Here is a 12,044-nt window from a genome sequence, read left to right on the forward strand (position 1 = left end):
TCGGCCTTGAAATCGTAGCTTATGAAGTTGTGTTGTTGTGTTAAGGAGTGAGGGGAGCGAGTTGCCCCTCAATTATTGGAAGTTATCGAATTGATTGCTAATGTTGAGAATTGTATTGGTAAAACTGGTAATATCCCGGATGGGTTGGGTAATGATATTAAAAGCGGCGAAAATTTTCCCTAATAGGGTGCGGCTGACAATAATTACGTCTTGATCTTCTAAGGGAACATTTTGGGAGATATCCCCCCTAACTGCCGCGATCGGACTCAAAGTTTGACTAACAATTCCCCCTTTGGCACTGTCAAAACGTAGCAGGGACACTTCATTGACATTAATCCGCAGGCGATCGGAAACTGGTAAACTAGCCACCACATCGAGGAAGGTACTGCCACTAGGAATCGAAACATTTCTCAAGGCAATTCCCGAAGGAAGTAAGGGAGCTAAAACCCTGATCGTGATACTCTGCTGGGTGAGGGTGGTTCTAGCCACTAGGGTGCGATTATATCCCGTTTCTTGCCCCGCTTCTAACTTGGAAACAATCACAGCATCGCCCCCTTGCAGACGCAGATCTGGCAAGCGGTCTCCTTTAACTAAGGGAGTATAAAGGTCAAGTTTCTCCTCTAATACTGTACCATCGACTAAAACCCGACGGACAACGATCGAACGCAGATCGGCTCTGGGAGTGCCACCACCCGCCGCCAAAAGTACCTGCGCTAGGGAAGTATTAGGAGCAATAGTATAAAACCCCGGTCGCTGTACCTCTCCCAGAATGGTTAACTGCACGGGACGGGCAGCGGTTAAAACCGCAATGACTTCCGGTTCCTCCCGCAGGTATTTTCGCCCCAATTCCAGGCGGATTTTAGTTTGTACTTCGTCTAAAGTCAGGCCCAGCACAGGAATACGCCCTAAAATCGGCACCAGAAAATTACCATCGGGATCCACAGGACCTGCGGAATTAAATTCGGGAAAATCGGTAACCGAGACACTAATTTGATCGCCGATATCGAGTCTATAGGTCTTAATTTGTCGGGATTGGGAGTTATTGGGAGAGTAAACCGGTGGACTGTAGCCAGTGGGGGGAATCGTGTTTTCAGGAAAGGTGGGATTAGGCGGTTGGGGGGGTAAAAATTCTAACCCAGATCCGGGTTGAGTCTGGGGTATGGACAAAGGACCCTGGGCTTTGAGGCTCTCGGAGTGAATTACCCATAAGAACCCTGTCAGACTCAACCCTGATAAGACTATGACCCTGGTTCTGAATAAACTAACTGGCAAAAACTTGTTGAGCATGGGTGGAATCATACAGATCTATCAATTTTTGGGTTCTGACGATGATAATTTATTTTCTGGGAGTTTATTCTAGTGGGGGAGGCACAAAGAAGCTATTAGGGGCGAGAAAAGTGCCTTGAGCTAGTTTTTTTAAAGAGATGGTTGGGAGCAGCCTTCATTACTTTTCTTTTTTGGTCTGAGGGAGAAAAGTTAATTGACTTAAGACATTTTGTTCTAAGTAACTTTGCACTTCTCCGGCGACACTGAGAGCAAAGGGAGTGAGAGTTTGCAGTTTTTTCGTCGGTTCTAAAGGAATAAACAAGGAAACGGCTATCCAGGGTACTCTTTGTCTTTTTAATTGCGCCCATTGGTCAAGCCAATACCACACAGAGGGATCGTAATGACCACCACCTAGCCAAGCATACCACTGCACCACGGCAAAAGTGTTTTGTTTCCAGGCACGATAGAATCGAGCCGTGGCCTTTCCCCCCGACTGGGTGGGAATTCTTAGCTCGGTTATTTCCCCCTGATTCCAATGACCAATCGCATTGATATCTGACCATTCTACTGCTGGTTGATTTTTATAGTAAACCTGTGGCTTTAAAAGCACGGTGATCCTCTTGCCATCAGGACTTTCCACCACTTGTACCGACCATTCTCCCTCACCGATTTGCCCTTGGCTCTGGTTGATCGTTTTCAGGTCAGACAACTCGATTCCCGATTTTTGGATGATCTTCATTTTCTGAATATTACCGATTCTCGGTTGATCCACCCAAGACCACTGGCCAGAAATTAAATTGGGCAAGATACCGCCTAAAATCAAGACCAGCAGTAAGCACAACAGCAGTAAATAATTACCCGGGAGCTTTTTTTTGACTTTATCTAACACTAAACTTACCTCGGCTGGAATTTTTTGACTAATCATCCTGGCTACCTTCCTCTTGAGCTAGGGACTGTTTCTTGGCCGCCTCGCGGTACTGCATAATTTGGAAGACCAAAACGATGAGTAATAACATCAAGACGGAGTATAAATCACCCCCCCAGCTATCGTGGAGTAATTTAAAGTTTTCCTCTTGTCCTGTGCCGTGAAACCAAGCTAAAAGCGCATTACGAACGATATTAGCCCCGACACTAATTCCAAAGGCACTGAGAAGCATAAAGCAGGTTTTACGACCGTTTTCGATGGTATTAGTCCAATGGAGCAGCAGGAGCGTGACGTAAAGACTGGTGAATAACATTTTCAGCCCCGCACAGTAGGGAGCGACTTCCACCATCCGACCTTCTACCGCTATATAGATACCGTCAACGGAGACATTTAGGCCTGCTTGCTGGAGAATAAAACCAGAGCAAGCGGCAATAAAAACCTGTAGGGGTAGGGTATAGGGAGCGATCAGGTAGGGGATGGCATTAGGAGTCGCTAAAGCTGTTAAAAGTAGGGGAAATCCCTGTAATTTAAAACCTTCCGTTCCTTTTAACCAGAGACAGATTCCCGCTAAAATAATCGGGAAAGACAGACTAACCCAAAGAGAGGAACCGAGCAGATAAAAAATCGCTCCCAGGGTCAACAAAAACGCTCCGAGGGGGTGGGAGCGATCTTCGAGGCGTTGCCATTTTTGGCGATTCTGCCAGACAATATAGGCGGCGTAGGGAAGGCCGATCAAGCCGTGGCTAAAGTATTCGTGTTCGGTGCTGATCGATTTATTCAGCCAACCATCGTACCAATGAAAGATCACCGGACCATAGATAACCGCCAAGAAACCGATAATCAGCCAAGATTGCCGATTTTTGTGGGAGACGGTGGACAAGGAAGGACTAATACCCATCTGACAGAGCGATTTAGTGACAAATTCTGAATTTATGTTACCCGATGATCGCAGTGATCTGTTCAACCACGATTTCAATCTGCTCCTCGCTGATACCGGGGTACATAGGGAGAGAGACAATTTCTTCACAGAGAATCTCTGCATGAGGAAAGTCTCCCTGTTGATAACCCAGGTAGCGATAGGCCGGTTGCAGATGACAAGGAATCGGATAATGAATACCAGTTTGAATACCGACGGCAGCTAATTGTTTTTGTAGTTGTTGGCGATCAACGGGACAATGGGCGAGGATGCGAATAACATAGAGATGATAAACATGACCAGTCTCGGTTTCGTCTCTTATGGGTAAAATACCTTGATCGGCTAAAGGGGCCAAAAGCTGATCATATTGTCTTGCCGCTCGCTGACGGTACCGATTCCAGCCTTCCAGATGGGGTAATTTAACGTTTAAAATGGCGGCTTGTATGCTATCTAAACGGCTATTAGTGCCGATAGCGGTGTGGAAATACTTGCTCGGTGCGCCATAATTTCTTAAACTGCGGGCTTTTTGGCTAATTTCGGGATCATTGCTCACTAACATTCCGCCATTGCCAAAAGCACCCAAATTTTTACTGGGATAAAAACTAAACCCCGCCGCCACACCGACGCTGCCGGCGCGATAACCTTCTCTACTGGCTAAATGGGCCTGGGCCGCATCTTCAAAGATAATCAGATTATAGCTGCGGGCAAAATCCTGTAATTGTTGGGGTGATACCATCTGTCCGTACAGGTGTACGGGGAGAATGGCGCGGGTGTTGGGGGTAATGCTTTGGGCGGCCGCCGAGAGGTCAATTAAGGCCGTATCGAGGTGACAATCAACTAAAACCGGTTTGGCTCCCGCTTGTATAACACCCATGAGGGTAGCGACAAAGGTATTAGCGGGGACTAGCACTTCATCCCCGGCACCGATGCCGTAAGCTTGTAAAGCAAGGGCAAGAGCGGCAGTGCCAGAAGCTACTCCCACAGCATACTCGACTCCGCAAGCTTGGGCGAAGGCGGTTTCAAATTCGGCTAAAGCTTGGCCTAAAACAAAATCTCCCTGGTCGATAACTGTTTGGATTGCCTCGGTAATTTTTGCTTGTAGGGGCTGATTTTGCCAAGTTAAATCGACAAAGGGAACTTTGATTAAATTGGAATTCATCTAGTGCTTGTTTATGGAGATATTATTAAGTATCAAGAGACTAGCATAGATTTGAGCAAGTTGGCTAGATTTCTAGGCACTCTTGTCCTTTGTGTGATGGGTAGGTTTTACTCATTGAATCTGTCCTCTTCTCTGTGTTCTTCGTGCCTCTGTGGTTTATTTTTAACCCTTCTGGGATAACCTAAGAAAAAGTATCTAGGGGGCTAAAGCAAGAGAGCCGATTGGTATTCAGGGGGTTTGGCCTTGACTCGGCCAAAAGAATCAAGTGGACTGCCTAGCTATTTATTTTTGCCGCCAAACTTTGAAGATAATTCCTAGGCAGAGGAGAATATAAGCAGAAGTTAATAAACCGTTTAAGTATAAAAAGCGAAAACTCAAGGTTTGGTCGGTGAAAGTAGCCCCAGTCCAGAGGAAAGCGTACAAAAGTAGCCATCCTAGCGTTAAATTCAGGGATAAGCGACTAATTTGCCCTTGTTCTCCTTTTCTTTCCCCTCGATACCATGTCCAAGCGGAGGGAATCACTCCTAGAAAGGGAATTAGATATAACATTAATTGCAGGCGCTCTAATTTGCGATCGCCGAAAGGATCGTGATTAATCATGGTATTTTTCCGATAGAACTGGTTATTATGAGTGATTTTCCCGCTTTAACGGCGTTAATTCTGGCTGGTGGTCAAAGTTCCCGTATGGGACGAGATAAAGCATTGTTATCTTTTCAGGGTCTCTCTTTTCTGGAGAATATCTGTTTAATTGCCCAAGATTGTGCCGTACAAGTGTCTGTGATTACGCCTTGGCCGGAACGTTACCAGCTGATCATTCCCCAATGCTGCCAGATAATTAACGAACCTCTCCCCACTAGGGGGCCTTTATTGGCCTTTGCCTTGGCATTAACTTTTGTATCAACCGATTGGGTTTTATTGCTCCCTTGCGATTTACCTTTACTAACGCCCCCAATTATTCAAGCATGGTCAAGATTATTAGACACTGTACCAGAAAATGCCATCGCTTTGGTTCCCCGGTGCAGCGATCGTTGGGAACCTCTCTGTGCTTTCTATCATCGTCGTTGTTTAGCATCTTTGCAGAGTTATATTCAGCAAGGGGGAACTTCTTTTCAAAAATGGTTAAATGTGTCTGTGGTGGAGGAATTAATCATCGATAATTCCGAGATTTTATTTAACTGTAATACCCCAGAAGATTTAGAGATAATAATAAACTCCCCAGATGTTGGCCGTAAGAAAACCTAGCACAAAAGGGAGTAAAAGTAAAGATATCGGCCAAGAAATATTGGATAAATGGCGATAACCATAGTAGAGCATTCCGGTTAGATAACCGCCGGTTACACCGATAATTGCGCCGATAATATCGCTATTTATGGATAAATAGGAAGTGAGCAAAATGACGAAGGAAAAGGGCAAAACTATTAGGCCAGCTAAAAATATATCGCCAGTAAAACTACCATATTTATTACTTAATTTTCTGCCAAACCAACTAGATAAAGTCAGAATAATAAAAGGAAATACTGCCCAGCCTAATAACAGCAAAAACTCAGATTTAACTGTCCAGTTTTGCCAAGTCACAGCGATGAAAAAACTGCTGATTATTGCTGCCAATACTCCCGTAGCTAAAGCCTGATTACGGTTGGACTTTAAAAAAGCCTCTGCCATACCAGTCTTTGGTTTTAGCAAAGATGAGCAAGAGATTTTCAGCAAATCAAAAACAATAAAAATAGTTTTTGACCACTTGATTGATTGCTGTTGTCGATAACTTTTCTGAGGGTCTCTTAATTTATTTTCAATGGCATAATAGCGGCGAAAATTTCCCTGTTGCTTAAATTTCTTGGCCGCTATTTGGAAATCTTTTCGTGCTGCTGGCAGTTCCGAGAGTTCCTCTAGAGCCAATCCTCTTTGATAATAGAATTGGGGGTTATCTGGGTCAATGGCGATTGCTTTTCTATAAGCTTCTAGGGAGGATTGGGTGTAACCGAGTCGTTGACGAGATAAACCGAGGTAATAGTAAGCTTGGGAACAATCGGGTTTTAACTGCAAAACTTGCCGACAATCGCTTAAAACTTGCCGATCCTGCTGATTATGGTAGTAAACTTCCGCCCGTTGCAGATAGGCCTGCCAAAATTGCGGATTAATTGCGATCGCTTGCTGGTAAAATGCGATCGCTAGTTGATAATTTTTCTCTTGAGCGTAGTGCCATCCCTGTTGATAAAAATCCTCGGCACTGGGGTTAAAAGTGGGTATTTCTGGGGATAAATTGCGATCATACTCTTTTCTTTGCCCTTTATCGCTCAAAACCCGATAAGCTTGTTCAATTTCCCGAAATTTTCTGACTGCCTCTGGATCATTGGGATTATAATCGGGGTGATATTGCCGGGCCAGACGACGAAAAGCGGCTTTTATCTGATTATTGCTGGCATTACGGGGAATTTGCAGGACTTCATAGTAATTTTTCATACTCGAATGGGGGGGGGAATTTTCAACTACTGAAAATTGTTGCCAATGGCTCGCCGAAACGACTATCATTGTCAATTAAATAGCTTTTATTGAGAGTTGATCGCTTATGTCTGCCTACACTGCTTCCTCCCTGAAAGCGGAACTCAACGCGCGGGGGTGGCGCTTAACTCCCCAGCGAGAGAAAATTCTGCACGTTTTCCAGAATTTACCGAAAGGCAATCATCTCAGTGCTGAGGAATTGCAGGAATTACTGGACAAACGGGGGGAGGGAATTAGTTTATCGACGATTTACCGCAGTGTTAAACTAATGTCGCGGATGGGAATTTTGCGGGAGTTAGAATTGGCCGAAGGTCATAAACACTACGAACTCAATCAACCCTATCCCCACCACCATCATCATTTGGTCTGTATTCAGTGTAATAAAACCATCGAATTTAACAATGATTCCATTCTCAAACACAGTCTCAAACAGTGTGAGAAAGAGGGTTTTCAGTTAATTGACTGTCAGTTAACAGTGATGGCCATCTGTCCGGAAGCTTTGCGGATGGGTTGGCCGTCGGGAATACCGAGTAATTGGGGTTGCACCCGTTCGCTGGTGGATACTCGTTTCCAAAACTGCGAGATTCCCGAATCAAAGGAACCGGAACCAGAAAACTAGACATCTAAGCGGACATTCCCAACTGAAAACCGAGAGCCTTTTTCTGCATTAATTGGAAAATATTATAAAATCCGTTGGCGCGGGAAGGGGTAAGGCTGACTTTTAAACCGGTTTCTTCGATAAAATCTGGGGTGACTTGCAGGATTTCTGTGGGAGTCAGTCCATTTAAACCCTCGATTAACAAAGCAACTAAACCCTTGACTAATTGTGCGTCGGAATCCCCTTTGTACCAAACCTGGCCATTTTCGAGGTCGGCAGTGATATAAACTTGGGATACACAGCCATGAACTTTATTAGCGGGTATTTTGGCAGATTCTGGTATTGGTTCTAGTTTTTTAGCAAAAGCTAGTAATTGTTCGTATTTTTGCTTAGGATCGGTACGACGTTTGAGGCGTTCGACGATGCGATCGAGATTAGACGGGAACATATTGCGAGTTAAAATAGGAAAAAATTAGCCAATAGCTTTTTTATATTAGCATTCTCGCGGAAGTTGAGTGCTGTGGTTATCGGTGTCAGGGTAGTGGGAGTCAAACACGATACCGGCGAAAGGGGAAGATTAAGCTATGTTCTCTGGGAAGAAGCTTATATTATGCCGATATTGGCCTTGGAAGTGATTTCTGAGCAATATAATGGGGAATATGAGGGAAAGTTAGCGGATTATCAAACCCTAGGCGTTCTCTACTATGCAATTTATAATCCCTTGAGCGGTAGAAGGGGAAGGTTTAAAAATAGAGAGAGATTAGCGGTTTATAAGCTTATAGCGGGGAAATACGAGCTTTTAGAGCCTGAAAATAATCGGGTATGGTTGCCAGAAATCGGGTTAGCCTTGGGATATGAGCAGGGAGAACATATCGCTTGGGTGCGAGAATGGCTGTATTGGTATGATCGATCGGGAAATCGCTATTTAACCGCAGAGGAAAGGGCGAGGGCAGCAGCGGCAATGGCCGAGCAAGCAAGTTTGATCGCCCAGCAAGAACGTTTAGCCAAACAGGAAGCGGAACAAAAAGCCCAACGACTAGCGGAAAGACTAAGAGCGCTGGGGATCAATCCGGATGAAGTTTAGGGGTGGGGTTCCTCGGCAATTTTAGGGGATTAATCGCGTAATAATTCCGGTTCGGTTAATTCGTCGGTCATTTCCATCAGGGCCCGTTGGACGGGTTTAATCATCGGGTCGTCGATATTTTCTACGGTATCGTAGCGGACGCGTTTAGCCCGTCTAGCGACTTGCACGACGATCGAGTAACGATTGCTGGCCGCATTCATCAGTTTATCGGTGAGATAAATCATCTCGGAGGAGTCGAATTTAAACCGTTTGGACATAGTTATATTTAGCCTTGTCTGGTGAATTTGGCACTTGTCACTGATAGTAGTTTAGTGATAAGTTTTATTACTCAGTCCACCTTACCATATTTTGTCAACCTTAAGGATAGGGTGATCCTTGATCTCGATCGGATTTTGTCAACTACTTTTTACAAAACTTAAATCAATTTTATACAAGTTTAAAAATATACAAATAAAGAGATAAATTTTGAAATAAATAAACCCAAAAAAGGGACACAATCGCGGTGGCTGTAAATATACTTGAACATATAATGCAAAGTAATCTTTGCTACATATATACCCAATTAAATGGCTGAGTTATTTTATGTCCACCACCATCAGAACTCAAGACAATCTCTCCGCTTGGGAGCGGTTTGGTCAGTGGATCACCAGCACTAATAACCGTCTCTATATAGGTTGGTTCGGTGTCATCCTGATCCCGACGATCTTAACCGCTACCATCTGCTATATTATCGCCTTTATTGCCGCTCCTCCTGTCGATATCGACGGTATTCGCGAGCCGGTTTCTGGCTCCTTACTCTACGGTAATAACATCATTTCTGGTGCGGTAGTCCCTTCCTCCAATGCTATCGGTTTGCACTTCTATCCCATCTGGGAAGCGGCCAGTTTAGACGAATGGCTGTATAACGGTGGTCCCTACCAATTAGTGGTTTTCCACTTCCTCATTGGGATTTTCTGCTGGATGGGTCGTCAGTGGGAACTGAGCTACCGTTTAGGAATGCGTCCCTGGATCTGTGTGGCTTATTCGGCCCCTGTATCGGCTGCTACTGCTGTTTTCCTAATCTATCCGATTGGACAGGGTTCTTTCTCCGATGGTATGCCTTTGGGAATCTCTGGAACCTTCAACTTTATGATCGTGTTCCAAGCGGAACATAATATCCTCATGCACCCCTTCCATATGTTGGGTGTTGCGGGTGTCTTTGGTGGTTCTCTCTTCTCCGCTATGCACGGTTCCTTGGTGACTTCCTCCCTCGTCCGGGAAACTTCCGAATCGGAATCGCAAAACTACGGTTACAAATTCGGTCAAGAAGAAGAAACCTACAATATTGTCGCCGCTCACGGTTACTTTGGACGCTTAATCTTCCAATACGCTTCCTTTAACAATAGCCGCAGCCTACACTTCTTCCTGGGAGCTTGGCCGGTGGTGGGGATCTGGTTCACCGCTATGGGTATCTCAACCATGGCTTTTAACCTCAACGGTTTCAACTTTAACCAGTCGATTATCGATTCCCAGGGACGTGCGGTCGCAACGCGCTCGCTACGCGAGACCGCAACTTGGGCGGATGTGATCAACCGCGCTAACATTGGTTTTGAAGTGATGCACGAACGCAACGCTCATAACTTCCCCCTCGATTTAGCTTCCAGTGATGCTATGCCCATGGACTTGACAGCGCCGGCGATCGATGGTTAAAAATAAACAGATGTTGGATCCCCATCCAACATCCGCATTCTAACTCTGCACACATTTTGCTAAGTCCTCATGATAAGTCAAAAAACGCTTCCTTTTTGGGGGCGTTTTTATTTATTCGATTGAAAAAACCGATGACAATCATTACTAAAGCTGATAAGAAAGGGGGAAGTGGGGTGTGGGGTGTAGGGTGTAGGGTGTAGGGTGTAGGGTGTAGGGTGTAGGGTGTAGGGTGTGGGGTGTGGGGAGAATAAAGCTGCCTATTGCCTATTGCCTATTGCCTATTGCCTATTGCCTATTGCCTATTGCCTATTGCCTATTGCCTATTGCCTATTGCCTATTGCCTATTGCCTATTGCCTATTGCCTATTGCCTATTGCCTATTGCCTATTGCCTTTTGCCTATTGCCTTTTGCCTCCTGACTGACTCCTGATAACTGATAACTGATAACTGATAACTGATGAAAAGATTAGCTTGGTTCGATCGCTTAGTGTTAGCAACTATTTTGGCCTTAATTGCTGGGATATCGTCGATTTTGATCCAGGGAAATCAAGTTCCTACCCGAGGGGAGAATTTTAGCTGGCAAGGACGAAAAATCGGCGTTAGGGACAATTATTTTACTTTAAGTTTTAATCGACCGATTGACCGTTCCGACATAGAAACCAGCTTGGTGATCGATCCTCCCTTGCCGGGTAAAATTAGCTGGGCCGGAGATCGCTTGACCTATACCTTGACAGAATTGCCGATCTACGGCAAAAAATATCAAGTAAAGTTACCCATTGCCCAAGGTGAGGACTTTATCGGGGAATTTTACAGCCACGATCGAGCTTTTGCCTATATTGGAGTCAACCAAGAGGAAAGAGGCCGTTTAATCGTCTGTAATATCATTCAGGGGGCAAATAACGTCACAGAACTGAAAAAAACCATCCTTACCCCTGGGGATCTGGTGGTCACGGATTTTCAAATGTATCCGAGGGGGGAGAGAATTTTATTCTCGGCCTTCGATCGCTCCGACTTAGGACGAGATACCCCAAAACAGCAACTTTACACAATTACCACGGGTTTAAATCATGACGAAAATGGTCAAAATTTGCCCATTGGTCGTATAGAAAGGTTTTTAGATGCGAAAACCTATCAAAATCTTCGTTTTAATCTCTCAGATAACGGCAAAACCCTAATCGTGCAGAGAATTAATCATGGGAATCCGGGGGATGCCAGTTTATGGGTAATCAGCGATGATGGACAATCGCGACCGTTAGGAATGCAAGGGGATAATTTTTTACTATCTCCCGACGGTAAAAAAGCGGTTGTCAGTCAAACGGGAGGGGTAGCGGTGATTCCTTTGGATGTCCAAGCGGGAAAACCGCAATTTTTGCCTACCTACGAGAAAATCCTCGCTTTTTCCCGGGATGGTCGCCAGAAATTAATAGTGAAATCAGAACCGGATAATCAGCGATCGCTATTTTTGCTCAACGATCAGGGAGAGTCAAGACTACTATTAAGAACAGCTAATCCGATTATTAGCTGTGAATTTGAACCGCGACAGGAAAAAACCCTTTACTGTCTGAAAAGCGATCTGGTCATGGGCAGCGATGGCAAAGTGAAAGAAGAACCATTTTTAGGGATTATTGACCTAGAAACGGGTAAAATGACACCCCTGCTGGCCTTACCTAATTATCGGGACGTACAGATGAGTATGTCTCCTGATGGCGTGGCCTTATTATTTGATCAGTTAGTAACCATACCCTTTGGAGTCGGAAATGATTTAGTCACTGGGGAGGGATCGAGCATTGCCGATGGTCGTCTCTGGTTATTACCACTTCCTGATCAGTTCAGTCCCAATAGCACCCCGAAAATTCTACCTCAAGAACTCAACGCCGGTTTTAAACCCCGTTGGCTGCCCTAAAATTAT

General features: G+C 44.9%; 12 protein-coding genes and 1 pseudogene. 5 read left to right on the top strand and 8 right to left on the bottom strand.

Features of this window, described 5'->3' with window-relative positions; translation table 11 throughout:
- Nucleotides 1-72: 72 nt before the first annotated feature.
- From RAM70_RS15235 to RAM70_RS15255, 5 genes are all read right to left on the bottom strand, one after another.
- On the bottom strand, nt 73-1,287 hold the full coding sequence (locus RAM70_RS15235) for a polysaccharide biosynthesis/export family protein (protein ID WP_312675943.1): 1,215 nt from the start codon (nt 1,285-1,287) through the stop codon (nt 73-75).
- A 157-nt stretch (nt 1,288-1,444) separates the two neighbouring features.
- Nucleotides 1,445-2,191, bottom strand: coding sequence for a cyanoexosortase B system-associated protein (locus RAM70_RS15240; RefSeq protein WP_045357218.1), 747 nt, complete (start codon nt 2,189-2,191; stop codon nt 1,445-1,447).
- Nucleotides 2,184-3,089 carry a cyanoexosortase B gene (gene crtB / locus RAM70_RS15245; protein WP_312674476.1) on the bottom strand — a complete coding sequence of 302 codons (906 nt, stop codon included), beginning with the start codon at nt 3,087-3,089 and terminating at the stop codon, nt 2,184-2,186. The genes RAM70_RS15240 and crtB overlap by 8 nt, the downstream gene beginning before the upstream one ends.
- Before the next feature lie 37 nt (nt 3,090-3,126).
- The gene (locus RAM70_RS15250; protein ID WP_312674477.1) at nt 3,127-4,266 is read right to left on the bottom strand and encodes a DegT/DnrJ/EryC1/StrS family aminotransferase; all 1,140 of its coding nucleotides are present in this window, start codon (nt 4,264-4,266) and stop codon (nt 3,127-3,129) included.
- Nucleotides 4,267-4,548: 282 nt separating this feature from the next.
- Entirely contained in the window at nt 4,549-4,866 is a 318-nt protein-coding gene (locus tag RAM70_RS15255) for a hypothetical protein (RefSeq protein ID WP_312674478.1), read from the bottom strand.
- 27 nt (nt 4,867-4,893) lie between these two features.
- Between RAM70_RS15255 and RAM70_RS15260 the strand changes: the two genes are divergently transcribed.
- Complete coding sequence (locus RAM70_RS15260) at nt 4,894-5,508, top strand: molybdenum cofactor guanylyltransferase (RefSeq protein WP_002737829.1); 615 nt, start codon at nt 4,894-4,896, stop codon at nt 5,506-5,508.
- Here the strand turns inward: RAM70_RS15260 and RAM70_RS15265 are convergent.
- Nucleotides 5,461-6,726, bottom strand: coding sequence for a DnaJ domain-containing protein (locus tag RAM70_RS15265; RefSeq protein ID WP_002735645.1), 1,266 nt, complete (start codon nt 6,724-6,726; stop codon nt 5,461-5,463). The two genes, RAM70_RS15260 and RAM70_RS15265, sit on opposite strands and share 48 nt — an antisense overlap.
- Before the next feature lie 106 nt (nt 6,727-6,832).
- On the opposite strand from RAM70_RS15265, the gene RAM70_RS15270 reads away from it, so the two are divergent.
- Nucleotides 6,833-7,384 (top strand): ferric uptake regulation protein, encoded by a 552-nt coding sequence (locus tag RAM70_RS15270; protein ID WP_002737956.1) that lies wholly within the window; start codon nt 6,833-6,835, stop codon nt 7,382-7,384.
- Nucleotides 7,385-7,388: 4 nt separating this feature from the next.
- Here RAM70_RS15270 and RAM70_RS15275 read toward each other — a convergent pair whose 3' ends face one another.
- Nucleotides 7,389-7,811 carry a SufE family protein gene (locus RAM70_RS15275; protein WP_045357226.1) on the bottom strand — a complete coding sequence of 141 codons (423 nt, stop codon included), beginning with the start codon at nt 7,809-7,811 and terminating at the stop codon, nt 7,389-7,391.
- An 81-nt stretch (nt 7,812-7,892) separates the two neighbouring features.
- Here RAM70_RS15275 and RAM70_RS15280 point away from each other — a divergent pair.
- Nucleotides 7,893-8,447: pseudogene (locus RAM70_RS15280) on the top strand (Uma2 family endonuclease); the annotation flags it as partial.
- Between the two features lie 29 nt (nt 8,448-8,476).
- On the opposite strand, the gene RAM70_RS15285 reads toward RAM70_RS15280, so the two are convergent.
- Nucleotides 8,477-8,704 carry a DNA-directed RNA polymerase subunit omega gene (locus RAM70_RS15285; protein WP_002761217.1) on the bottom strand — a complete coding sequence of 76 codons (228 nt, stop codon included), beginning with the start codon at nt 8,702-8,704 and terminating at the stop codon, nt 8,477-8,479.
- Nucleotides 8,705-9,029: 325 nt separating this feature from the next.
- Between RAM70_RS15285 and psbA the strand changes: the two genes are divergently transcribed.
- Both psbA and RAM70_RS15295 read left to right on the top strand, forming a co-directional pair.
- Entirely contained in the window at nt 9,030-10,136 is a 1,107-nt protein-coding gene (gene psbA / locus RAM70_RS15290) for a photosystem II q(b) protein (protein WP_045357228.1), read from the top strand.
- Between the two features lie 456 nt (nt 10,137-10,592).
- The gene (locus RAM70_RS15295; RefSeq protein ID WP_190380117.1) at nt 10,593-12,038 is read left to right on the top strand and encodes an Ig-like domain-containing domain; all 1,446 of its coding nucleotides are present in this window, start codon (nt 10,593-10,595) and stop codon (nt 12,036-12,038) included.
- The last annotated feature ends 6 nt before the right edge of the window (nt 12,039-12,044 follow it).

This window comes from Microcystis wesenbergii NRERC-220 (assembly GCF_032027425.1).
Lineage (GTDB): Bacteria > Cyanobacteriota > Cyanobacteriia > Cyanobacteriales > Microcystaceae > Microcystis > Microcystis wesenbergii_A.